This window comes from Frondihabitans sucicola (assembly GCF_030296615.1).
Lineage (GTDB): Bacteria > Actinomycetota > Actinomycetes > Actinomycetales > Microbacteriaceae > Frondihabitans > Frondihabitans sucicola.
This window is the reverse complement of sequence record NZ_AP027732.1, coordinates 1760085-1783506: the sequence shown is the minus strand read 5'-3', so window position 1 is coordinate 1783506 and position 23422 is coordinate 1760085. Positions and strand designations below refer to the sequence as shown.

Annotated in this window: 23 protein-coding genes, 1 tRNA gene and 1 pseudogene; 7 read left to right on the top strand and 18 right to left on the bottom strand. The window is 67.9% G+C overall.

The features are described 5' to 3' along the window. Positions 1–226 precede the first annotated feature (226 nt). Positions 227–1117: a hypothetical protein gene (locus QUE79_RS09200; protein WP_286346398.1), complete on the bottom strand. Its 891-nt coding sequence runs from the start codon at positions 1115–1117 to the stop codon at positions 227–229. Further along, positions 1117–1551 carry a peptidase inhibitor family I36 protein gene (locus tag QUE79_RS09195; protein WP_286346397.1) on the bottom strand — a complete coding sequence of 145 codons (435 nt, stop codon included), beginning with the start codon at positions 1549–1551 and terminating at the stop codon, positions 1117–1119. Before QUE79_RS09195 ends, QUE79_RS09200 begins: the two co-directional genes overlap by 1 nt. Positions 1552–1652: 101 nt before the next feature. Here QUE79_RS09195 and trhA point away from each other — a divergent pair, with 101 nt between their 5' ends. After that, complete coding sequence (gene trhA / locus QUE79_RS09190; RefSeq protein WP_286346396.1) at positions 1653–2291, top strand: PAQR family membrane homeostasis protein TrhA; 639 nt, start codon at positions 1653–1655, stop codon at positions 2289–2291. A 46-nt stretch (positions 2292–2337) separates the two neighbouring features. Here the strand turns inward: trhA and QUE79_RS09185 are convergent, their stop codons facing one another. From QUE79_RS09185 to QUE79_RS09180, 3 genes are read right to left on the bottom strand one after another with little or no spacing between them, the layout of a single operon-like run. Next, entirely contained in the window at positions 2338–2664 is a 327-nt protein-coding gene (locus tag QUE79_RS09185; RefSeq protein WP_286346395.1) for a hypothetical protein, read from the bottom strand. After that, the gene (locus tag QUE79_RS25435; RefSeq protein ID WP_350271674.1) at positions 2661–2873 is read right to left on the bottom strand and encodes a hypothetical protein; all 213 of its coding nucleotides are present in this window, start codon (positions 2871–2873) and stop codon (positions 2661–2663) included. Before QUE79_RS25435 ends, QUE79_RS09185 begins: the two co-directional genes overlap by 4 nt. Continuing rightward, on the bottom strand, positions 2870–3535 hold the full coding sequence (locus QUE79_RS09180) for a PIG-L family deacetylase (protein ID WP_350271673.1): 666 nt from the start codon (positions 3533–3535) through the stop codon (positions 2870–2872). The genes QUE79_RS25435 and QUE79_RS09180 overlap by 4 nt, the downstream gene beginning before the upstream one ends. 75 nt (positions 3536–3610) lie before the next feature. Here QUE79_RS09180 and QUE79_RS09175 point away from each other — a divergent pair, with 75 nt between their 5' ends. Together QUE79_RS09175 and greA are read left to right on the top strand one after the other, a co-directional pair. Further along, positions 3611–4051 carry a DUF4307 domain-containing protein gene (locus QUE79_RS09175; protein WP_286346394.1) on the top strand — a complete coding sequence of 147 codons (441 nt, stop codon included), beginning with the start codon at positions 3611–3613 and terminating at the stop codon, positions 4049–4051. A gap of 114 nt (positions 4052–4165) precedes the next feature. Then, positions 4166–4657 carry a transcription elongation factor GreA gene (gene greA, locus QUE79_RS09170; protein WP_286346393.1) on the top strand — a complete coding sequence of 164 codons (492 nt, stop codon included), beginning with the start codon at positions 4166–4168 and terminating at the stop codon, positions 4655–4657. 61 nt (positions 4658–4718) lie between these two features. Here greA and ilvA read toward each other — a convergent pair whose 3' ends face one another. Both ilvA and QUE79_RS09160 read right to left on the bottom strand, forming a co-directional pair. Further along, on the bottom strand, positions 4719–5960 hold the full coding sequence (ilvA, locus tag QUE79_RS09165) for a threonine ammonia-lyase (protein ID WP_286346392.1): 1242 nt from the start codon (positions 5958–5960) through the stop codon (positions 4719–4721). Beyond that, a pseudogene (locus QUE79_RS09160) lies at positions 5953–6944 on the bottom strand (AI-2E family transporter). Before QUE79_RS09160 ends, ilvA begins: the two are co-directional and overlap by 8 nt. A 243-nt stretch (positions 6945–7187) precedes the next feature. Between QUE79_RS09160 and QUE79_RS09155 the strand changes: the two are divergent. Beyond that, the gene (locus tag QUE79_RS09155) at positions 7188–8414 is read left to right on the top strand and encodes a winged helix-turn-helix domain-containing protein (protein WP_434011041.1); all 1227 of its coding nucleotides are present in this window, start codon (positions 7188–7190) and stop codon (positions 8412–8414) included. Between the two features lie 45 nt (positions 8415–8459). On the opposite strand, the gene QUE79_RS09150 is transcribed toward QUE79_RS09155, so the two are convergent. Then, entirely contained in the window at positions 8460–9371 is a 912-nt protein-coding gene (locus QUE79_RS09150) for a M48 family metallopeptidase (RefSeq protein WP_286346390.1), read from the bottom strand. A 43-nt stretch (positions 9372–9414) separates the two neighbouring features. Next, positions 9415–9996 carry a LemA family protein gene (locus tag QUE79_RS09145; RefSeq protein WP_286346389.1) on the bottom strand — a complete coding sequence of 194 codons (582 nt, stop codon included), beginning with the start codon at positions 9994–9996 and terminating at the stop codon, positions 9415–9417. A 198-nt stretch (positions 9997–10194) separates the two neighbouring features. Here QUE79_RS09145 and QUE79_RS09140 point away from each other — a divergent pair, with 198 nt between their 5' ends. Together QUE79_RS09140 and QUE79_RS09135 are read left to right on the top strand one after the other, a co-directional pair. Then, entirely contained in the window at positions 10195–11295 is a 1101-nt protein-coding gene (locus QUE79_RS09140) for a hypothetical protein (protein ID WP_286346388.1), read from the top strand. Positions 11296–12150: 855 nt separating this feature from the next. After that, positions 12151–12534 carry a hypothetical protein gene (locus tag QUE79_RS09135; protein WP_286346387.1) on the top strand — a complete coding sequence of 128 codons (384 nt, stop codon included), beginning with the start codon at positions 12151–12153 and terminating at the stop codon, positions 12532–12534. Positions 12535–12542: 8 nt separating this feature from the next. Here QUE79_RS09135 and QUE79_RS09130 read toward each other — a convergent pair. The 9 genes from QUE79_RS09130 to QUE79_RS09090 all read right to left on the bottom strand — a co-directional run bounded on the left by QUE79_RS09130 (position 12543) and on the right by QUE79_RS09090 (position 21817). After that, positions 12543–12616 (bottom strand) — tRNA-Leu (locus QUE79_RS09130). A gap of 288 nt (positions 12617–12904) precedes the next feature. Further along, positions 12905–14413: an NAD(P)/FAD-dependent oxidoreductase gene (locus QUE79_RS09125; protein ID WP_286346386.1), complete on the bottom strand. Its 1509-nt coding sequence runs from the start codon at positions 14411–14413 to the stop codon at positions 12905–12907. Positions 14414–14452: 39 nt separating this feature from the next. Continuing rightward, complete coding sequence (locus tag QUE79_RS09120; protein WP_286346385.1) at positions 14453–15718, bottom strand: S8 family peptidase; 1266 nt, start codon at positions 15716–15718, stop codon at positions 14453–14455. A 7-nt stretch (positions 15719–15725) separates the two neighbouring features. Continuing rightward, positions 15726–16262 (bottom strand): DUF501 domain-containing protein, encoded by a 537-nt coding sequence (locus tag QUE79_RS09115; protein WP_286346384.1) that lies wholly within the window; start codon positions 16260–16262, stop codon positions 15726–15728. 29 nt (positions 16263–16291) lie between these two features. Next, positions 16292–16837 carry an FtsB family cell division protein gene (locus QUE79_RS09110; protein WP_286346383.1) on the bottom strand — a complete coding sequence of 182 codons (546 nt, stop codon included), beginning with the start codon at positions 16835–16837 and terminating at the stop codon, positions 16292–16294. Positions 16838–17105: 268 nt separating this feature from the next. Continuing rightward, complete coding sequence (eno, locus tag QUE79_RS09105; protein ID WP_286346382.1) at positions 17106–18386, bottom strand: phosphopyruvate hydratase; 1281 nt, start codon at positions 18384–18386, stop codon at positions 17106–17108. A gap of 117 nt (positions 18387–18503) precedes the next feature. Then, positions 18504–19751 (bottom strand): histidine--tRNA ligase, encoded by a 1248-nt coding sequence (gene hisS, locus QUE79_RS09100; protein WP_286346381.1) that lies wholly within the window; start codon positions 19749–19751, stop codon positions 18504–18506. Positions 19752–20196: 445 nt separating this feature from the next. After that, entirely contained in the window at positions 20197–20796 is a 600-nt protein-coding gene (locus QUE79_RS09095; RefSeq protein ID WP_286346380.1) for a TetR/AcrR family transcriptional regulator, read from the bottom strand. A 76-nt stretch (positions 20797–20872) separates the two neighbouring features. After that, a complete protein-coding gene (locus tag QUE79_RS09090; RefSeq protein WP_286346379.1) occupies positions 20873–21817 on the bottom strand; it encodes a MazG nucleotide pyrophosphohydrolase domain-containing protein in 945 nt (314 codons plus the stop codon). A 106-nt stretch (positions 21818–21923) separates the two neighbouring features. Here QUE79_RS09090 and QUE79_RS09085 point away from each other — a divergent pair, with 106 nt between their 5' ends. Beyond that, positions 21924–23153: a Na+/H+ antiporter NhaA gene (locus tag QUE79_RS09085; protein WP_286346378.1), complete on the top strand. Its 1230-nt coding sequence runs from the start codon at positions 21924–21926 to the stop codon at positions 23151–23153. Positions 23154–23422 lie beyond the last annotated feature (269 nt).

Sequence of the window (23422 nt, the reverse complement as noted above, 5' to 3'; positions counted from 1 at the left end):
GAGGCTCTGTCGAGTCTGCCTCTGAAGGGTTGCCTCGCTCGTAATCGTCCGGCTCAGATCACCTTGAGTAACCTGCGCTGTCACGGGGCCAGATCGGGGCGCAGTAGCCGAGGCTTCGCGTTGAGCGGGAGATTGCAGCGCGGTCGCGGCAGCCCAGCCACCAGCGAACAGGAGCCCGACCCCCAGCGCCCCTACGCTCACGAGCAACCGGCGCTTCATCGCGAGATCACCTCGCCGGGGCGTTGTCAGCGATGACCTGATGGACTCGCTCCTGACGCGCCTTGATCTGAATCCGAAGCCGGTTCAGTTCATCCGCATGCTTTGCGACAACCGGAAGCTGCCGCTCGTATTCAGTGTCGTAGAGGACGTGGGTCCAGCCGCTCGATGTCCGGCACGACGCGTCTTTCACGGCGATCGCAATTTCGTCAGAGTGCGGCTTGGGCGACGTATTTCCGTCGCCAGCCAGCCCGAACCTCTTCGCCAGCGAGTCGCTCGGCATTTCACTCGGACTGGAACCCAGGTCGCTGATTCCGAGAGGCTTCATACAGGTCACCCATTTCTTGGCCGCCGCCCGGACAGGTGCCGACCTCTCCGACTCGTCGTAGGGCTCGACGGCGAACTCCTGAGATAGCTGAGGCAATGGATCTTCGGTTCCCATTTTCTGCCGCGCTTGACGAAGGCACTGTGTGAACGCCTCATCCTCGCTCGCGCTGAGCTCGCGCGGCACCTCTTCGATCTCGCGAGCCTTTTCGAAACCGGGGAGGTCGATCGTCCTCGCTTGGTGATAGCCGAATCTCTGCGCGATGTCCGAGGAAAAGAGAGTTCGGCCGTTGGACGCAGTATTGCCGTTGCCATCCGCTTGTTCAGGTTGATACGCGACTGGCCACGATATGCCTTGCGACTCCAGACACCCGCCGACCAGGAGCTGTTCGGCATACGCCTCGTTGCCGCCCTCGTCGTTCTGGTAAGCATCCAGAGGCAGCGCCCACTGAGCCATGTTTTTCTTGACCGCACTTATCTCCTGATCGGATGACTCCGAAGCGCATGACGAGAGAAAGAGGGGCAGGGCCATAACGACGACAATCATTCTGCGCACGGGCCTGACGGGCTCTGCCATCAGATGAACTTGGCGGAACTGATCCGGTCGTTGAAGACCTTCTTGATCTGTCCAGACGCGTCGTTCAAATTCGTATCTTCAGTCTTCAACGGCAGATCGACGTAGGGCCCGGTGTAGTTCTTCGTCTGGTAGAAGCGCACGGCCTTCTTCGTGCCGTTGTTGTACACGGATGAAACGGAATCATTCGCGCTGAAGTAGCCGAGGTCTGCGTATTTGCGTCCATCGAGATTTGCAATGTAGCTGACGAAGTTGAAGTAGCCACCTCCATACGTGTGATTTCGATACATGCATGCCTTCCCCGAACTGCACGCGGTCGGTGCCGCGGAAGCGGGCGTTGCGACCAAAAGCGATGCAGCAACGGCAACGGCCGCCATTCCGGCGGCAACTGTCGTTTTCGTGCGAGTGGACATATGTTCTCCCAACTGATCAGCCATCTGCGGCTCACCGTCAATGTACAGAACATTACGTATCACGTGCAAATGTGAGCGAAAATCGCCCACTCCTGGCCCTCAGGTCCGAACCGTATGCTCGCCGGATGACGGCGACGCTCGAGATCAAGCCCACCTGGCGCGGCTGGATCCACGCCGGGACGTTCCCGCTGGCCATCGCGCTCGGGATCGTGCTCGTCACTCTGGCCGACGGGGTCCCCGCGAAGATCTCGACATCGATCTACTTCGCCACGTCGCTCCTCCTCTTCGGGACGAGCGCCACCTACCATCGCTTCGACTGGAAGCCGAAGGCAAAGCTCCTGCTCAAGCGCTTCGACCACTCGAACATCTTTCTTCTGATCGCCGGCACCTACACGCCCATCGCGGTGCTGGCCCTCCCGCTGCACAAGGCGACGATCCTGCTGATCCTGGTCTGGGGCGGGGCGATCTTCGGCATCGCGTTCCGTGTCTTCTGGACGGGAGCGCCCCGCTGGCTCTACACGCCGCTGTACGTTCTGCTGGGCATCGGGGCGCTGCTCTACGTGAAAGACCTCTTCGCCGCCAACCCGGCGACGATGATCCTGGTCTTCGCCGGCGGTCTCTTCTACATTCTCGGAGCCGTCGCCTACGGCTTCAAGCGCCCCAATCCGGTGCCCGGGGTGTTCGGCTTCCACGAAGTCTTTCACGCTCTGACCGTGCTGGCGTTCCTCTGCCATTGGACGGCTGTGCTGCTCGTGGCCCGTTAGGCCAGCAACCGGACCAGGGCCGCGATAGGAACGAAACGGCGCAGGATCAGCGGGGTTCTGTCGGTGACCCCGGCGTCGCCTCCGCCACGTGGCCGCCGTCGCGCAACTCGTCGTCGAGCCCCTCAGCCGCACGGGCTGCTTCCTGGCGCTCGAGCTCGATCTGCTCGCGGATCTCGCCGCGGTAGCGCGTGCGGCGCACCCGCCGGGTCATGTCGATGATGAGGAAGACGGTGGCCACGCCGACGCCGAAGATCGCGAGGAATCCGATCCAGCCCGGAGTGACCTGGTTGTCGGGCACGGTCTGGACGCCCGCGGGCGACGACGGGTTGGCCGTCTCGGCCAGCACGATGGTGGCGAGGGTGAGGAGACTCATGCGGGGTCGCTTTCGGTGATCCCGGCGAAGAGATCGGTTTCGGGCAGTGTCGTCTCTACCTTGGAGTCGACCAGCTGAAAGTCTTCTGTCGGCCAGACGCGGACCTGGAGGTCGTGCGGGTACTGGAAGAAGAATCCGTCGGGATCGATCTGACTCGCGTGCGCCCGCAGAGCGTCGTCGCGCGCGGGGAACGAATCGGCGACGTTCACGTGCGTCGTCGAGAGGTCGGGTCGGTCGTCTCCCCAGCGCTCGAACATCTCGTCCATCTGGGCCAGGACCGGGGAGTCGGGGTCTCCTCTTTGATCGCGTCGTAGATGGCCCGCATGCGTGTGCCGTTCATGATGCGGTCGTAGTAGAGCTTCGAGATCTGCCAGGCGGGACCGGCGTCGGGGTAGCGCGCAGGATCGGCGGCCGCCTCGTACGCCGCCACCGACACCTCGTGCGTGCGGATGTGGTCGGGGTGCGGGTAGCCGCCGTTCTCGTCGTACGTGATGAGCACCTGCGGCTTGAAGCGCCGGACGATACGCACCAGGGGCTCGGTCGAGATCTCGAGCGGGATCGTGGCGAACGAGTTCACCGCGACGCTCTCGCCCTCCTCGGGGAGTCCGGAGTCGTGGTAGCCCAGCCAGGCGTGCTGGACTCCCATCGCCTTCTGCGCCCGTGCCATCTCGAGGACCCGGAGCCCCGCCATGTCGCGCTCGGCGTGCGCCTTGGGCTCGAGCTTGTCGTTGAGGATCGAGCCCTGCTCGCCGCCCGTGCAGCTGACCACGAGCACCTCGGCTCCGTGCTTGACGTAGTGGGCATAGGTGGCGGAGCCCTTGCTGGACTCGTCGTCGGGGTGGGCGTGCACCGCCAGGAGGCGCAGGGTCACGGGGAGTTCCTCAGATTTCTGTCACGGCCAGCGTTGCTAACCTGTGCTCAAGGATAATCGGACGGAGAAACACCGGTGGCTCCCAGCCCAACGCAAGCAGGCCCGCGCACCCGAGGTGACGGCGAGTCCGCTCTCGACCGCCGCTACGGCCGCACCCGCTCGTATCGCCTCCGTCGACGCTGGATCGCCGTCATCGTCGGCGGCGCCTTCGTCGTGGTCTTCGGCGCGTGGGTGATCTTCGCCGCCTTCGACGGCACCAGCGCCTCGGTCGACACGAACGACGCCGGCTACGTGATCCACGACGACCACTCCGCGACGGTCACCTCCGAGGTCAGTGTCAACGCCGGCACCAAGGTCGATTGCGCCATCGAGGTCCTGAACTCCGGATTCGACGTGGTCGGCTGGAAGGTGGTTCATCTGCCTGCGTCGACGCAGTCGTCGAACACCTACACGACGCAGATCAAGACGATGAATCGCGGCGTCACGGGCTTGATCGACAAGTGCTGGCTGCCGTAAGCTCGCTTGATTCACCATCGAGACCGGCCACACGGCCGGTCTCATTTTTCGGCGCGACACCCCAGGGGTGGGTCGTCCACTGGCGGCTTGCCGCGCCGACGAGGAGGAGAAGATATGAGCAACACCGATTCCGCCACCTGGCTCTCACAGGAGGCCTACGACCGCCTGGCCGCAGAGCTCGAGACCCTGAGCACCTCCGGTCGCGACGAGATCGTCGGACGAATCTCGGCCGCCCGCGAAGAGGGCGACCTCAAGGAGAACGGCGGTTATCACGCCGCCAAAGACGAGCAGGCGAAAATCGAGGCGCGCATCCGCACGCTGACGAACCTCCTCAAGACCGCCACGATCTCCGAGGGCGCAGCCGACACCGGCATCGTCGGGCCCGGCATGCTCATCACCGCGACCATCGCCGGAGACGAGTCGACGTTCGTCCTGGGCAGCCGAGAGATCATCGCGCCCGGCAGCGACCTCACGGTCTACAGCCCCACGAGCCCGCTCGGCGAAGCCATCAACGGCCAGGCCGCCGGCACCTCGACCAGCTACGTCGCCCCGAACGGCAAAGAGATCGCCGTCTCGATCACGTCGGTCGAGCCCTACCAGCCGTAACGACTGAGCCTCACGGGCGCAGGATCACGCGAGTCGCGTTCGATCCTGCGCCCGTGCCGTGTCAGGAGTCGGCGGGAACCGGCGTGAATCCTGCTTCGCGGAGCCGCTCCATGACCTGCTCGGCGTGATCGGGCCCTCGGGTCTCGACGCTCAGTTCGAGTTCGACCTCGCTGATCTGCAGACCTCGGCCGTGGCGGGTGTGAAGCACCTCGACCACGTTGGCGTTCGCCTCGGAGATGATCTCGGAGACGCGAGAGAGCTGACCGGGGCGATCCGGCAGCATGACCCGGAAGTGCAGGTACCGCTCGGAGGCCGCGAGGCCCCGGCTGATCACCCGCTCCATCATCAGCGGATCGATGTTGCCGCCCGAGAGCACGACGACGGTCTTGCCGAGCGGCTGGATCTGGTCGGTCAGGATCGCGGCCACGCCGACCGCCCCCGCCGGCTCGACGACCAGCTTGGCACGCTCGAGGAGCACCAGGATCGCGCGGGCGGTGTCGTCGTCGCTGACGGTCACGACCTCGTCGACGGTCTCGCGGACGATCTCGAAGTTGAGCAGGCCCGGCTTGGCCACGGCGATGCCGTCGGCGATGGTGGGCGTCGGCACGACGGCGGTCAGCGCCCCGAGCTTCATCGAGAGGGCGTAGGGAGCCGAATTGGCCGCCTGGACACCGATGATCCTGATGCTGCCGCCCGTCTCGGAGCGCACCTGGGTGACCGCGCTGGCCACGCCCGAGATGAGACCTCCGCCGCCGATCGCCATGACGATCGTCTCGACGTCGGGCACCTGGTCGAGGATCTCGAGGCCGAGGGTACCCTGACCGGCGATGACGTCGGCGTGGTCGTAGGGCGGGATGAACACGGCGCCGGTCCGCTCGGAGAACTCTTTCGCGGCGGCCAGGGACTGTTCGACGGAGTGGCCGCTCAGGACGACCTCGGCACCGTAGTCGCGGGTGGCCTGCAGCTTGGGCAGGGCGGCCCCCACCGGCATGAAGATCGTGGCGGGGATGCCGAGCTCGCGCGCGGCGAGGGCGACCCCTTGCGCGTGGTTGCCGGCGGAAGCCGCCACGACACCGCGGGTGCGCTCGTCGGTGTCGAGCTGTGACAGACGGTTGTACGCCCCGCGGATCTTGTACGATCCGGTGCGCTGGAGGTTCTCGCACTTGAGGAAGACCGGAGCGCCGAGCGCCGAGGAGAGGAACGAGGAGCTCTCCATCGGCGTGACGTGGGTGACGCGGGACACGCGCTCGCGCGCCTGCCGGAATTCGGCCAGGGTCGGGCCTGCCAGGGTGAGGTCAGACATCTTCGGGTTCACCTTTCATCGCCGCACGTGATTGCGGCACCATATCGTCTTCGCTGGGCCTGTGAGGTTGCCGCCAGCGGCCGCCGGCGACGAACAGGACCATTGCGTTCACCGTCGCCACGACCGGCACCGCGAACAGCGCACCGGCGATGCCCGCCACGAGCGAGCCCGTCGCCACGGCGAACACCACGGCGAGCGGATGCACCTTGACCGCGGTGCCCATGACGAGCGGCTGCAGGACGTGCCCCTCGATCTGCTGGATGAAGAGCACTCCGGCGAGCATGATCAGCGCGACGACGGGGCCGTTGTAGACGAGAGCGACGAAGACGGCGAGGATTCCCGTGACGACCGCCCCGACCACCGGCACGAACGAGCCGAGGAAGACGGCGACCGCGATGGGGAGCGCGAGGGGGATGCGCAGGATTCCGGCGATCACCCCGATGCCCAGCGCGTCGACGAACGCGACGAAGATCTGCACCCGGACGAAGCTCGTCAGGGTGACCCAGCCCGCGCGGCCGGCCCCGTCGACGGCCTCGCGAGCGCGTCGGGGAAGAGCCGGACCACGAAGCGCCAGACAGCCGCCCCGTCGACGAGCAGGATCACGGTGGCGACGATGGCGATGAAGAGCCCCGTCACGAAGCGCCCCAGTGTCGACCCGACCGACACGGCCCGGGCGAGCAACGCGTCCGTGTCGGACTGGATCGCCTTGAGGACGTCGCGATAGAAGTCGTGCAGTTGCTCGTGCGTGAAATGGAACGGGCCGCCCATGAGGAAGCCGCGCGCGTCGTGATACGCCTCGATGGTCCGTCGGACGAGCGAGGGGAGCCCGTCGGCGATCTCGTCGACGATGAGGAAACCGAGCCCGGTCAGCACGCCGATCACGACGACGAGCGTCACGATGATGGCGAGCCATTTGGGCCAGCCGCGGCGGCGGAGGTACGCGGCGCCGGGGACGAGCAGGGCCGAGATCAGGATCGCGACCATCAGCGGGATGACGATGACCTGCAGTTCGGAGACCAGCAGGAGGAACAGGGCGATCACCCCGGCGACCGCGAGGAGGCGCCAGGCCCACTCGCCGGCGATCACCATGCCCGCGGGCACGCCGTCCGGCGACGGCCGCGTGTCGGCGCCCGTGTCGGGCTCCTCCTCACGCGCGGACTGCATTGCGCCAGTCTAGGACTGGCCTGAGAGCCGCCGGGGAGTCCTGTCGTCGGGAGCAATGAAGGAATGACGGTGGCAGGCCCTAGGGTCGACGACGTGGCAAAGTCCGTCGTCTCACCCGCTCTGGCCCGTCGAATCGCCCTCGCGGCTCAGGGCTTCGGGCGTCCTGCCGCAGGCCCTCCGGGCACTCGCCAGCTCAATCAGACGATCGACCGCCTTGGCCTCCTGCAGATCGACTCGGTCAACGTGTTCGAGCGCAGCCACTATCTCCCCCTGTACGCGCGTCTCGGTGCCTACGACCGACCGCTCGCCGACCGGTTGACCTTCGCACGGCGGGGCCGCTACACCGAGTACTGGGCGCACGAGGCGGCCTTCCTCCCGGTCACCTCGTGGCCGCTCTGGCGCTGGCGGATGGAGCAGTACCGCGACGACTTCGCGACGCACGACGACTCGTGGGCGGCCTCCAACAAGCCGATGCTGGCCTGGCTCCTCGACGAGCTCCGCGCCTCCGGCCCGCTGCCGGCCAGCGCGATCGAACACGACGCGAACGTGCGCCAGGGGCCCTGGTGGGGCTGGAGCGACGTCAAACGCGGTCTCGAGGTGCTGTTCCGCACCGGCGACGTCGTCAGCGCGGGGCGCACCCGCTTCGAGCGCACCTACGGCCTGCCCGAGCAGATCCTGCCCGCCGAGGTGCTCGACGCCGAGGTCTCGCGCGATGATGCCCACCGCGCGCTCGTCACGCACGCGGCGAAGGCGCACGGCATCGGCACGGCGTCCGATCTCGCCGACTACTTCCGGCTCAAGGCCGTCGACGTTCTCCCCGTCCTGCGCGAACTCGAAGACGAGGGTGCGCTCGATCGGGTCGAGGTGCCCGGGTGGTCGAAACACGCCTACCTGCACGCCGAGGCGCGGCTGCCCCGACGAATCGAGGCCGACGCGATCCTGTCGCCCTTCGATCCCGTCGTATGGGAGCGCTCGCGGGCCGAGCGCCTCTTCGGCTTCCACTATCGAATCGAGATCTACACGCCGCAGCCGAAGCGCGTCTTCGGGTACTACGTGCTGCCGATCCTGCAAGACGACGCCCTCGTCGGTCGGGTCGACCTCAAGAGCGATCGACAGGCCGGCATCCTGCGCGTGCAGGCGGCGTGGCGCGAGGCCGGGCAGAGCCTCGATCTCGACCGTCTGGCCGCGCTCCTGCAGCGCACGGCCGCCTGGCAGGGGCTCGACTCCGTCGAGGTGATGCCGCGTGGCGACCTGGCTCCGGCGCTCGCGGCCGTGGTGACCACGGCCTAGACCCGCCTCCCGCAGCGAGACGCCTGTGCCTCGAGGGCGCGCGAGCTAGAAGGTGCCGGCGGTGGAGCGGAGGCGCTCGATGCGGTCGGCCAGGGGCGGGTGCGTGCTGAAGATCCGCGCCATGGCACCCGGGCGCATCGGATCGCTGATCCAGAGGTGCGACATCGACGAGTTCTGCTGCTGCATGGGCCGCCCGTACGCGCCGAGCTTCTCGAGGGCGCGGGCCAGGCCCTCGGGGTAGCGCGTGGTCAGGGCGCCGGTGGCATCGGCGAGATACTCGCGCTGCCGCGACACCGCCGCCTGGACTCCGGCGGCGGCGAGCGGTGCGACGACCATCGCGGCGATACCGACGATCAGCATGACGGGGTTGCCCCCGCCTCCGCCGCCGTTGTTGCCGCGTCGATCGTTGTTGCCGCCGAACATCGCCCCGAAGAACGACATACGAAGCAGGATGTCGGCGAGGAAGCCGACCGCCACGACCAGCCCGAAGACGATGGTCGAGACGCGGATGTCGTAGTTCTTGACGTGCCCCATCTCGTGGGCCATCACGCCCTGGAGCTCGGTGTCGTCCATGATCGCGAGAAGACCGGTGGTCGCGGCGACGACAGCGTGCTGCGGGTCGCGACCGGTGGCGAACGCGTTGGGTGCCGGGTCGTCGACGACGTACACCTCGGGCATCGGCATGCCCAGAGTGATCGACAGGTTCTCGACGGTGCGCCAGAGCCGCGGCTCGGTCGCGGCGTCGATGCGGATGCCGTGACTCATCGCGATCGCCTGCCGGGAAGCGCAGAAGTACTGGACGAGGGCGTACAGAGCCGCGATCACCAGAACGGTGAAGCCGATCGACGGATTGTTCCAGAGCGCACTGGCCCCGAACCCGAGCGCGCCGATGATGACGAGGAAGATCAGGATGATGAAGACGGTGTTGCGCTTGTTCCGCGCGACGGCGCTGTACATGAGTGAGCGTCTCTAGGGGAGGCCGGTGGCTTCTGGCGTGGGATCAGAACTGGACGCGGGGCGGTTCGGCGATGGCCGACGGCTCGGACACCTCGAAGAAGTCGCGGCCCGTGAAGCCGAGACGACGCGCGAACAGCGTGTTGGGGAAGACGGTGGTCTTGGTGTTGAACTCGCGGACGCCGCCGTTGTAGAAGCGGCGGGCGCCCTGGATCTTGTCTTCGGTGTCGACCAGCTCCGACTGGAGTTGCAGGAAATTCTGGCTCGCCTGGAGCTGCGGGTAGGCCTCGGCGACCGCGAAGATGCTCTTGAGCGAGGTCTGCAGGTGGCCCTCTGCCGCGCTGGCCTCGGCCGGAGTCGACGCGCTGAGCGTCTCGGCTCGAGCTTTCGTCACGCTCTCGAACACACCGGACTCGTGCGAGGCGTAGCCCTTGACGCTGCTGATGATGTTCGGGATCAGATCACCGCGCCGCTTGAGCTGCACCGTGATGTCGCTCCACGCCTCGTCGACGCGCACCTTCAACTTCACGAACGAGTTGTACGTCGCCCAGAGGTAGATGCCGATGATGATGAGCAGCAGGACGACGATGCCTACCGCGATGAGAATGCCTACGAGGGCGGAATCCATGGTCGAGAGCTCCTTGTTGATCCGCAAATCACTATAGGCGGGCTCGGCGAGACCTCCGAGCCGGCTGGGCATTCTCGGAGCTAACTCACGCCGACCCGTGTTGTTCTACGGCACCCGGAGTTTGCTAACGATTCACATACTCTTCCCGAGATCAACCGCACGGTGGATTGACTTGTACCCCAGAAATTGCGTAACTGGGTGACAGTGCTCACCAACACGACCCCCAGCTCGACACGCTCCGCGGCCCTTGGCGGCGAGCGTGATGCCGTCTTGCCCGGGAGCAGCCCGGTTCTCGCGAGGCGACTGGTTCACGGGCGTCGCACGATGGGCATCGTCGGCGCGACTCTGGCCGTGCTCGCCCTCGCCCTCGCGGGAATCGCTGGCTCGCAGTCACCGGCCGATGCAGCAGCCTCCGCTCCCCCTGCCGGAGCAGGCGCCGCTCCCGGCTCGGGCTCGACCAACATCGCGTCGCCGACGCCCGCTCCTCCGGTCGAACCGACGATCCAGGTCGCCAACTCCGATTCCGCGCGAACCACGGCGCGCGGCACGGCGACGCCCGGTGCGACACTGCGCATCCTCGACCCGGTGCATCCTGCGTCCTCGCTCTGCCCCGACTTCGTCGTTCCCGCCGACGGAACCTGGAGCTGCCGGATCACCGTCACCAGCGGCGCCGGCCAGAGGCTCACGGTTCGCGACGTCAAGAACACCTCGCTCGCCGACGTCCAGTCACCGACCTTCTCGGTCCTGACCCCTCCCGTCTTCGCCACGGCCTCGGGCCTCGCCAAGGGCGCCCGCGTCAGCGGCATCGCCTACCCGCGGGCCGGCGTCGTCGCCACCGTCACCGCGGCGAAGACCGGCACCGCCGTTCAGATCAAGGCGGTGGCCGACTCGACCGGCGCCTGGCAGGCGACTCTTCCGGCGTCGACGGTGCCCTCCGGCTCGTACGTCGCGACGGCCACGCAGTCGTCCGCCGCGATTCCCGACGTGCCCGTCTCCTCGGCCTCGTCGGCGATCTCGATCACGATCGACCGGGAGGCTCCCCGGCCCCGCGCGTCCAGCACCCCGTCGCCGACTCCACGGTGTCGGCGCAGCCTCTCGTCTTCGACGGCACGGGCGAAGAGGGCGACACCGTCACCACCTACGTCGACAGCAATCCGGTCTGCACCGCCGTCGTCCACGACGGCCGCTGGCGTTGCACGTCGACCGGTCTCCTCATTCCGGCCGGCACCCGCACCGTGCAGGCAGCTCAGCGCGATCCCGCCGGCAACTACGGGGCCCCGACCGCCGGCTCGAAGGTGACCTTCGCCGACACGACGTCCACCAGCACGCCGCAGGCGACGACGCCACCATCGACGCCGTCTCAGCCGTCTCAGCCGCAGCCCTCCCCATCCGCCTCGAGCGCGGCCCCGAGCGCGCCGGGTTCGGGCGGGTCGTCCGGGTCTTCCGGGTCCGGAAGCGGTGGCGGTCCCGGCGGCTCCGGTGCCGGAGGCGGCCAGGGCGCAGGATCGGGCGGCGGCGGTGCGGAGGCCGGCTCCGGCTCGTCCATGGCCGCGGCCTCGTCGTGGACCGGGTCCACCGGCTTCGGACGCAACCTCCCCACCCTCGCGCAAGGGTTCGGAGGATGGTCGTGGGTCTGGGCGCTGGCACTGGGGCTGATCTTCGTCGTGCTCGTGCTGGCTCCCCTCCGCCTCGCAGCGACGGCCCTCGGTGGCCGGCTCGCCGTTCGGGCGCGCCGGCTCACGGGCCGTAATCGGGTGCGCAGCCCGAGCGACGATTCGCCGACCCTGTCGCCGGTGGCCGCGACCACCGCTGCGCTGGTCGTCGGGGCGCTGCTCGTCGCCCTCGCAGCGGGAGTCGACGACCAGCTCCGCTATGTCCGCCTGGTCGTCGCCATCGTCATCGGTCTCGGGCTGATCAACGCGCTCGGCGTCGTGCTCCCGAGCCTGCTGGTCGGGCGACGCCTCGGCTTCCGACTGCACCTGCGGGTCTCCCCGGGCTGCTCGTCGCCGCGGCGCTCGCCTGTCTGGTCACGCGCGTGTTCGACATCGATCCCCCCATGGTCCTGGGCGTCCTGGCCGCCGCCTCCTCGTCGACGGTGCCGGCCGCGACCTCGACGAGACGGGCGACGTCCGGCGCGGCGGCATCCTGGCCACGGTGCAGCTCTCGTCGCTCGCCGTGGTCTCGTTCGCCGCCTGGGTGGTCCACGGGCTGCTGCCGGCCGCCAGCACCGATTTCGCCGTCGAGATCAGCCGCGAGACCCTCGCCACCGTGTGCCTCACCGGTCTAGGGTCCCTGATCCTGCTGCTCGTCCCGATCGGGCGGCTGCCCGGGCGCGCACTGTACTCCTGGTCGCGGCCGACACTGGTCGGTCTCGTCGTCGTCGGCGTCGCGTGTGCCGCCGTCGTCTACGCGGGCAACCCCGACGAGGCCTTCCCCGTACTGCCCCTCATCGTGGCCGCCATCGCATTCGCCGTGATCGCGCTGAGCACCTGGGTCTGGGTGCGGTACGTCGAGCCGGCAGCCGACGACCTGATCTAGCGCAGCGGTGCCCCCGCAGGGATTCGAACCCTGACTGAAGCGATTTTAAGTCGCCTGCCTCTGCCGATTGGGCTACGGGGGCATTCCTCTTTCTCAACCGAACAACGATTTCGGTCGACTCCATCGTCGTGCCGATCGGGCTACGGGGGCCTTCCTCATTTCTCAACCGAACGACGATTTCGGTCGACTGTACCGTCGTGCCGATCGGGCTACGGGGGCATTCCTCTTTCTCAACCGAACCACGATTTCGGTCGACTCCATCGTCGTACCGATCGGGCTACGGGGGCATCCTCCGCAGAAGCGCTCCGAGCACGAAGTACGCCCCCGACCACACTAATGTGCGGTCGGGGGCGAACCGTGCGGTCGGAATCTACTCGGCGGCGGGAGCGGGCTCCGACGCCTTCTTCGCGGCCGGCTTGCGCGCGGCGGCCTTCTTGACGGGTGCGGCCTTCTTCTCGCCGTCGGCGGGGTTGGCGTAGGCCGGGCCGGGCTCGCCGGCGGGCTTCCCGATCTCGGGCGCCGTGGCCGGTGCGGCCTCGACCGGCGCGGCCGGAGCAGCGGGCTTCGGCCGAGAAGCGAACTCCTCGAACGCCGCGCGAGGCTTGGTCACGTTGTCGAGCGACGCGATGTCGCGACCCAGGATCATGTTGTTCGCCCAACCGGTGACGACGCGGATCTTGCGCTCGTACGACGGCATCGCGAGGCCGTGGTAACCGCGGTGTGCGGCCCACGCCGGGAAGCCCTTCAGCGCGAACTTGCCGCTCTGGAAGACACCGATGCCGAGACCCAGGCCCGCGACGGCGCCGAGGTTGTCGTGCTTGTAGTCTTTCGTGTTCTCGCCGCGGAGAGTCGCGGTGAGGTTCTTCGCGAGCTGCTTGCCCATGCGGACGGCGTGCTGCGCGTTGGGCACGCAGAACCCACCGACGCCGGCGCCGGTGAGGTCGGGCGTCGCCGCGACGTCGCCGCAGGCCCACGCGTCGGGCACGACGGTGCCGTCTTCGGTGATGATGCGAAGGTCGGGCTGCACGGTGATGCGACCGCGGGCCTCGAGCGGGAAGTCGGTGTTGCGAACGACCGGGTTGGCCATGACGCCGGCGGTCCAGATGATGAGGTCGGATTCGAACGACTCACCGGTCGAGAGCTCGACCTTGCCGCCGACGGCCGACTGCAGCTGCGTCTCGAGATGCACGATGGCCTGCCGCTCGGCCAGGTTCTTGAGCACCCAGTGGCTGGTCTCGAGGGCGACCTCGGGCATGATCCTGCCCATCGCCTCGACGAGATGGAAGTGGGTGTCGTCGATCGTGAGGCCGGGGTAATTCTTGAGGAGGTCGGTCGCGAAGCTGCGCAGCTCGGCGAAGATCTCGATGCCGGCGAAGCCGCCGCCGACGACGACGGTCGTGAGCAGGCGGTCGCGCTCGGGGCCGGCGGGGAGGTTGGCGGCCTTCTGGAAGTTGGTGAGGAGCTTGTCGCGGATGGCCTCGGCCTCTTCGATCGTCTTGAGGCCGATGGCCTCGTCGGCGACACCGGGGATCGGGAACGTGCGCGAGACGGCACCGGCCGTGACGACGACCTGGTCGTAGTCGATGGTCCATTCGTCGCCGACCTCGGGCGTGATGGTGGCCGTCTTGGTGGCGTGGTCGATCTTCGACACCTTCGCCGTGATCACGTTGGTGCGCTTGAGGTGACGACGCAGCGAGACGATGGCGTGGCGAGGCTCGATCGAACCGGCAGCGACCTCGGGGAGGAACGGCTGGTAGGTCATGTACGGCAGCGGGTCGACGACAGTGACCTCGGCCTCACCCTTGCGCAGCCACTTCTCGAGCTTCCAGGCGGTGTAGAAACCGGCGTAGCCGCCGCCGACGATGAGAATTTTGGGCACGAGAAATGGACTCCTAGGTAGGTGTGGACGGGAACCAGGCTAGCGCCTGGCTCGCAACCTTCTGAAATGCCGCACGGCCCCGATGACGACGGCGAGCAAGATGACTCCAAAGAGAGAATAAACCGCGAGCGGGATGCCGAACGCTCTCCAGCCCTCGACTGTCGGCAGGAATCCAGCGTTTTCGTCTCTATTGGCGACAGCCGTCGTCGGTGTCGCCGTGACCCGACTGGTGGGCACCGGTGACGACGTCGGCTGAGGCGTCGCGGCAGCCCGCCGATGCAGCCGGATCCACTCGGAGAGGTCGCCGAGCGGATTTGTCGTCACGTGCGCCACGTCGGCCGTGACGGCGGCTTCGGCATCGACGAGACCGTGGCCGTAGATCGGCCCCGGCGACGGGGAGCCCTTGGGCGTGGCCGTCGAGACGATGCGCTGGATCACGTCGTCCGCCGAGATGCCCGGGTGCGCGGCGATCACGAGCGCGGCGACACCCGCCACGATCGGGGTCGCACCGCTGGTGCCCGACCAGAGGAGGTAGTCGCCGCCGGGCGCGACCCCGACCAGGCCCTCGCTCGGAGCGGCCACGCCGATCGTGATCCCCTGGCTCGAGGCGTCGAAGCTGGCGTTCTTCGACTGGTCGACGCCCGCCACCGTGAGGACGCCCGGCATCGTCGCGGGAGCACCGACCTCGTCGGTTCCGCTCCCCCGGTTGCCGGCGGCCGCAACGACCACGACGCCGTGCTGCATCGCGTAGAGGAACGCCTTGTCCCAGCTCGCCGGCCAGTCGAGCGTGTTCCGGGTCAGCGACATATTGATCACCTTGGCCCCGTGGTCGACCGCCCAGACGACCGCCTTGGCGATCTGTCCGTCGGGGTCGACCGCCTTCGATCCGAAACCGACCGAGATCGACAGGAGGTTCGCCTTCGGAGCCACGCCGATCATGCCGGAGGTCGGGCCCGTCCCTCGCCCCGCGATCAGGGATCCGACGAGGGTGCCGTGTGAGGAGTCCTCGTCGATCGGCTTCTGCCCGTTCGACGCACCCGTGCCCGAGAAGTCGGTTCCGCCCGACACGACACCCTGCAGTTCTGGCACGGTGCCGTCGACCCCCGTGTCGATGACCGCGACGGTGACGCCCTGCCCTTCGGTGGTCGACCAGGCCTGCCGGATTCCGTAGTCGTTCAGCCAGTACTCGCGGTCGCGGAGGGATTCGGCACGCGCCGAGTCGGCCGAGAGCAGATTGGGAACGAGCAGGATCGAGAGCGCGACGGCGAAGGCCGAGAGGGCGCCGAGACGTGGGATCCTGCGCACTGCGTTTCTACTCGGCTGCTGGGGCGTCGGTGGCCGCGGAGTAGTCGGGGCACGTGCAGACGTCGGGGCTCCACGCGGCGCGCTCGAGAGCGAGGTCACCGAACGGATTCACGCCCGGGCCCGCCGCCAAGGCGTGGCCGGCGAGCGCGTGCAGGCACTTGACGCGCTCGGGCATGCCACCCGCAGTGACATGGTCGATCTCGTCGACGTGCTCGATGCTCTCGCGGTCGCTGAGATAGGCCTCGTGCGCGGCCAGGTACTGGCTCTGCAGCTCGGGGCTGGCGGCGAGCAACTCGGTGAACTCGGCCATGACCCCGTTCGCCTCGAGGGTCGAGATGGCGGCCGTCGCACCGGGGTGGCACAGGTAATAGAGAGTGGGGAACGGGGTTCCGTCGCCGAGGCGCGGCTTCGTCGAGACGACGGTCGGGTTGCCGCACACACAGCGCGCTGCGACGCCGATGACGTCACGCGCGGGTCGGCCCAGCTGCTGGGTCACGACGAAGACGTCGTGCTCGGTCACGGGGGCGAAGGGAGGCGTTGTCATGAGCCCTCCACGATACCTGGCCGATTCGGCTATTTGCTGCCGCTGATGTCGGGGGCCACGAGCTTCGTCGCGGGCTCGTCGGTGAGCCCGGCGTCGAGGACCGACGACATCATGGCGCCGACCCAGTCGACCTTGGGGGTCTGGATCTTCTTCGAGATCGCTGCGCCCGACGACGTGGTGGGCGTCGTCGACGCCTTGTCGGCATTCATGACGAGATAGCTGTACTCGCCGGGATACACGTAGAGCAGCCGATCGCGGGCCTGCGCCTCGATGTAGGCGGGGTCGTTCCAGCGCGCGACGTCGTCTTTCAGAGCGTTGACGTCGGACTTCTGCTTGTCGACAGCTGACTGCAGCGACGAGATCTGTTGCTGCTGCTGGATCAGAGTACGGAGACTCGGGGCCAGGATCACGACGAACAGGACGATGATCACCAGCATCAGCAGACTGAACCCCGAGAAGCGCATGCCGCGGAGCCAACCTCCTGCGGCGGTCTCCATCGCCGGCAGGCTCACGGGCACGCGGCGGTTCTTGCCGGCGTCGTCGCTCGTGGCGTGGTCGGTGGTGTCGCGGGGCATGCTCCGACCCTAAGCGACAACTGCGCGGGATCCTGCTCCGCTGCCCGGCGTCTCCTGAAATCGAAGGGAATTCTCGGTGGGCGGCGCAACCCATGCGGCTCGAAGCGGGTCTGCGCGAAAATCCCCTTCGATTTCGGGAGCGCGCGTCGCACGAAGGAGCGCCGGGCACAGGGAGGGCAGCCCGGCGACGGCGCCCGACGAGCAAAACGAAGGCCCGCCCCGCGCGAACGCGGGACGGGCCTCAGCCTGGACGGTGGCGGCGCGAGTACTACGCGGTGAAGCGCGGGAAAGCGCTGCGACCGGCGTAGACGGCGGCGTCGCCGAGCTCTTCTTCGATGCGGAGGAGCTGGTTGTACTTCGCGACGCGCTCAGAACGAGCCGGCGCGCCGGTCTTGATCTGGCCGCCGTCGGTTGCGACCGCGAGGTCGGAGATCGTCGTGTCTTCGGTCTCGCCCGAGCGGTGCGACATGACGGTCTTGTACCCGGAACGCTGCGCGAGCGCGACGGCGTCGAGGGTTTCGGTCAGCGTGCCGATCTGGTTCACCTTGACCAGCAGCGCGTTGGCGGCGCCGGCCTCGATGCCGCGGGCCAGACGTGTCGGGTTGGTGACGAACAGGTCGTCGCCGACGATCTGAACCTTCGAGCCGATGACGGAGGTCAGGTGAGCCCAGCCCTCCCAGTCGTCTTCGTCGAGCGGGTCTTCGATCGTGACCAGCGGGTAGGACGCCACGAGCTCTTCGTAGTACGCCGACATCTCTTCGGCCGACTTGGAGCCGCCTTCGAAGGCGTACGAGCCGTCGGTGAAGAACTCGCTCGAAGCCACGTCGAGGCCCAGCGCGATGTCTTTGCCGGGCGTGAAGCCGGCCTTGGTGATCGCTTCGACGAGCAGGTCGAGCGCCGCGCGGTTGCTGTCGAGGTTCGGCGCGAAGCCGCCCTCATCGCCGAGACCGGTCGACAGCCCCTTCGACTTCAGCTCGCTCTTGAGCACGTGGTATGTTTCGGTGCCCCAGCGGAGCGCCTCGGAGAAGGAGGAGGCACCGATCGGCAGGATCATGAATTCTTGGATGTCGACGTTGCTGTCGGCGTGCGAACCGCCGTTGATGACGTTCATCATCGGGACGGGCAGCGTGTGCGCGTTGGGGCCCCCGACGTAGCGGAACAGCGGAAGGTCGGCCGAGTCGGCGGCGGCACGGGCGACGGCCAGCGAGACGCCGAGGATGGCGTTGGCCCCGAGGCGCTTCTTGTTCTCGGTGCCGTCGAGCTCGATCATCGCGTGGTCGATCAGACGCTGATCGGTGGCGTCGAGACCTTCGATGGCCGGCCCGATCTCGTCGATCACGGCGTCGACGGCCTTGAGCACGCCCTTGCCCTGGTAGCGGGCCTTGTCTCCGTCGCGGAGCTCGTAGGCCTCGAAGGCACCGGTCGACGCACCCGAGGGAACGGCGGCCCTGGCGACGACACCGTCGTCGAGCAGGACTTCGACCTCGACCGTGGGGTTGCCCCGCGAGTCGAGGATTTCGCGGGCGCCTACGGCGTCGATTGCTGCCACGGAAAACTCCTTAGATCGTGTTGTTTTCGAGGGGCCGAAGCCCGCACCAATCCTAGTCACCGCGGGAAAACCGCTGCTGCTGTTATCCACAGGGCAGCCCGCCAGAATTCACGAGGATCACGCCAAGGTGCGGAACTCCAGCTCGTCGGCCGACACCTCGGCGCGAGACACGATCGCGAATCGGCCGTAGCCGAGCGCAGCCAGGCCGGACAGCTGATTCTTCAGGTTCTTGGCCTTGCGATCGAGTCTCACCCGGCCCTGCGTCGCAGCGACCTCGTGTTGGAGACGGACGAGGGCGGCAGGATCCTGCGCCTCGTCGTACAGCAGAACGACTCCTTCGCCGCTCGCGTCGGCCGGCAGCTCCACGAGGTCGACCAGGCGCTCGAAGCCCAGCGAGAAACCGGCGGCCGGAACGTCGGCCCCGAGGAACCGGCCGATCATTCCGTCGTAGCGGCCGCCACCGCCGAGCGAGTAGCCGAAGTCGGGGTGAGCGACCTCGAAGATCGTGCCGGTGTAGTAGCCCATGCCGCGGACCAGGGTCGGATCGAACTCGAGTCGGGCCTCGGGAAGGGCCGCCCTGAGCGCCAGGAGATCGGCGAACGCGCCGGCATCGAGCCACTCGGGGTGGGAGGGAGCGGACACCGACTCCCAGGTGGCTCCGGCGAGCTCTTCGAGCTGCTCGGCGAGGCCGTCGACCGGTACTCCGATCTCGGAAAGCTCTTTCACGACCCCGGCGACGCCGATCTTGTCGAGCTTGTCGATGATGACGAGAGCGAGGTCGAAGCGCTCGATCGGTACCTTCCAGTGCGAAAGGAGGGCGAGCAGGATCCTGCGATCGTTGATCCGGATCGAGGTTCCGGTCAGCCCGAGTTCACCCAGCACGGCCGACGTCGCCGACAGCAGTTCGATCTCGGCCATGGCGCCCGGTTCGCCGATGATGTCGATGTCGCACTGGACGAACTGGCGGTAGCGCCCCTTCTGCGGCTTCTCGGCGCGCCAGACGGGAGCGATCTGAATCGATCGGAACACGGGAGGGAGGGCGGCCCGGTGCGTCGCATAGAAGCGGGCCAGCGGCACCGTGAGGTCGAAGCGGAGGCCGAGGTCGGCGAGGTCGAGGGGCGTCTCCGCCCCGCGCAGGTCTTCGACCCCGATGCCGCGACGCATCACCGCGAACGCCAGCTTCTCGTTGTCGCCGCCGAGGCCGGCGTGCAGCCGCGCACTGTCTTCGACGACCGGGGTCTCGATCTCGTCGAATCCGAAGGAGCGGTAGGTCGAGCGGATGACGTCGAGGACGAGGTCGCGGCGACGTTTGTCGGCGGGGAGGAAGTCGCGCATGCCGCGGGGCGGGGTGACGGGAGAAGGCATGAGGCGATTCTTCCAGACCGGAGACGGGGCGCTCGAACGACTCGTTGCGCGGATGTGACATTTCATGTACTCTAGATCTGTCGGTCGAGCTCGCAGCGGTTCGACCGGCTCTCCAAACTCGGCCGAGGGGCCTTCCCTCGGCCACACGACGACAGACGTGAATCGGGTTGCACGTCTGTCTGCCAGACGGCTCGCTCCTTCCCTGCGGAAGCGATCCGGGCTGGCCGGCGGCGCCCGGTGCGAGAACACCGGGCACCGCCACTCGCCCGGCTGGCGCGGGCTTGCAGGCGCGGGTTTGCTGGCGCAGGCTTGCTGGCTCAGGCGTGCTGGCGCGGCGCGCGGCTACGGCGCGCGGCTCCGGCCTACGAGGCCGACCGCGACGTGCCGACGGCCTGCGTCAGAGCGCGGCGGCTCAGGCCGCCCGAGCGCGCGCGAGTGCGGCGGCTCAGGCCGCCGAAACCCCGGCGAGGGCTCGCACGCGGTGCGCGAAGGCGTCGACGTGCAAGTCGAAGGCGGCGGTCACGCCCCGGACGTCGCCGGTGGCGAGCGCGTCGTACTGCAGGCCGTACACGGCATCCGTGAACAGGCGCGCTTCGACGTCTGCCTGGTCGGCCGGCACTCCGCGAGCGACGCACCACGCCGCCGCGAATGCGTGCCATTTGGCCACCGCCGAGCGCGAGATACCCGACCCCCGGCCCTCGATCATCTCGAGCATCGCGGCTTCGTACTCGAGTCGCTGCAGCTGGAGGTTCCGCGGCGACGAGACGACCTCCCAGGACGACGACATGAACTCGCGCCAGGCGCCTTCGTCGAGCTCGGCGGGGTCGACTGCCAGCAGGTCGTCCTGGCGGGCCACGATCGCTCGGACGATCTCGTCGACGAGCTGAGCGCGGTTCCCGAAATGGTAGACGAACACGTAGGTGCTGACCCCGAGCGCTTCGGCAAGAGTGCGGAAAGAGACCGTCGCCAGCGTCCGCCCCGTGAGATGATCGAGAATCTGACCGAGCAGCTCAGGCTTGCGGGTCGGGTCAGGTTTGCGCGGCATCGATATCGTCTTTCGTGTGTCGCCGTCGCGGGCCGCCCTACGCAGCCCCGGCGAGCAACGATCACCATAACAGACGCTAGACAGCGGGACGGAGCAGGCCGTGAGCGGCCTCCGGAGCCCGCTGAAATTCGTGCGAAACTTCTGAAATACCGTGAACGATTTTATGACATTTCACTTGTGTGTATGATGGAACCACCGCGCTGAACAAGCGCGGTCGAGCATGGCTGATCACCTGCTCGGGCGGGGTCCCCTCTATTCGGGTTGTGGGGCGCCCCGCCACCTCCCTCACGTCTGTCGGCGTCCGGATCCCAGCCAGATCAGGCGTCGCCGGCCGACTCTCGTCGAGCAGCCTCGGCTCGACGAAGGCTCGCCTCACGCTCTCGGACCGCCCCGCGGAGGGCGCGTTCCGCGTCCCAGCCTCGCTCCGAGGCCGCGTCCACGTGCGAGAGCAACCACAGACCCCACGCCTCCTCCGAGTCGGGGGCACTCTCGTCTTCTGCCGGACGAGGGGGCAGGATCCTGCGCCCTCGCCTCGACGCGCCCGCTCGGCTTCCGCCCGCGCCGCGACCTTCTGCGCCCGTGCGAGAGCCGGCAACCCGACGGGCACGCCGTCGTACGCACTCGCCCGCGACTTCTTCTCGCGCGCCTTCGCGAGCGACCAGAGACGCACGATGTCGTCGACGTCCGACGCCGTGTCGTCGCCGAAGACGTGGGGGTGGCGGCGCCGGATCTTCTCATCGACCTCGGCCATGACCTCCGCCAGGCCGAAGCCCTCTCCCGCGCGTTCGGCGATCCCGGCATGGAGCACCACCTGATACAGCACGTCGCCGAGCTCCTCCCGGAGGTCGTCGACGGTGCCGTCTTCGATCGCCTCGACGAGCTCGAACGACTCCTCCACGAGGTACGTGACGAGCGACCGGTGGGTCTGGGATCGATTCCACTCGCAGCCGGGCGGATCCAGGAGTGAATCGACCGTGGCTTCGAGCGCTCGGAGCGCCTCCTCGGACTTCGTGTTCTCCACTGCGCTCCCGTCGCCGAATGTCGGACCCCTCACGATAGAATCGTTCTCGGTGAGTCGGGAAGCCTGGTCGACAACTTTGCAGCCGACCCTCTTTTGACAGGACGCCATGAGCCTCTTCCGTTCCGAACGCGCCTCCGCCGGTCTCCTTCTCGGGGCCGCCGTCCTCGGGCTCGTCCTCGCCAACCTGCCCACGGGCCCCGGCCTCCTGGCCATCAAGAACCATCACCTCGACCTGCCTGCGATCGGCCTCGACCTGTCGGTCGGGCACTGGGTCAGTGATGGCCTTCTCGCCCTGTTCTTCTTCGTGGTCGCCGTCGATCTGAAGCACGAGCTGATCCGCGGCGATCTCAACACCGTCTCGAAGGCCATCGTCCCCGCCATAGCGGCCATCGGCGGGGTGCTCGCACCGGCGGGAATCTACGCGCTCATCACGCTCGGCACCGCGTACGGTTCGGGCTGGCCGATCCCCACGGCGACCGACATCGCTTTCGCGCTCGGGGTGCTGGCGGTGTTCGGCTCCGCCCTTCCCGGGCGAATCCGGGTGTTCCTGCTCGCGCTCGCGGTCCTGGACGACCTCGTCGCGATCCTGATCATCGCGGTGTTCTTCACGCACGGCAGCAACCTGCTCTTCCTCGGCCTGGGCATCGTCGCGGTGGTCGCGACCTTCGTCGCCGGTCGGTTCCTCGGGCGCCATCGCGGTGCCGCCGGAGTCCTCGCCGTGGTGGTGGTCGTCGTGCTCGCCGTCGTCACCTGGTACCTCGTCTACCGCTCGGGCGTGCACGCGACGATCGCGGCCGTGGCGGTGGGGCTCGTTCTGCCGCTGGGGCCCGCGCGCAAAGCGGTGCACACCCTCGAGCCGATCACCAACGGGATCGTCCTGCCGATCTTCGCCTTCGCCGCGGCGGCCGTGGCGGTACCGAGCGTCGGGCTCGGCCAGCTCAGCCCGGTGTTCTGGGCCATCGTCGTCGCGCTTCCGGTCGGCAAGCTCATCGGCATCACCATCGCCGGTAGCGTCGCGTCGCGCATCTTCCGCGACCCCGACCCCGCGCGTCGAAGCCAGACGCTGAGCACCGTCGAACTCGTCACCGTCGCCATGCTCGGCGGCATCGGCTTCACCGTGTCGCTCTTGATGAACGAGCTGGCGTTCAAGAAGTCGGCCGAGATCGTCGACGAGGGCACCCTCGCCGTGCTTCTCGGGTCGGCGATCTCGATCGTCGTCGCCGCGGTCCTGGTCAGTTCGCTCAAGCGCGCCGACCGCCGCCGGCGCCTGGCCGCGGCTGCTGGCGCTTCCGGCAGCGGCGCCGGTGCCGGTGCCGCCGCGTCGGGTCGCGGCTAGGTCGGTTCTCGCCGCACGGTTGCCGCACTGTTGCGGTCCCCCACTGTTGCGGTCCCGCGCGGCTGCCGCAACGCCGCTGCCCGCGTGCCGTGTCGGCAATTCAGGAGAAACCCGTGATTCTGCCCGTCACGAGGCAGAAATCACGGGTTTTTCCTGAGTTGCCACCGGGTAGGCCCGGCGCGCACCGGCCAGCGGGCAGGCCTGGCGCCCACTGGCCAGCGGGCAGGCCTGGCGCCCACCGGCCAGCGGCCACCGGCCTACCGCTGGCA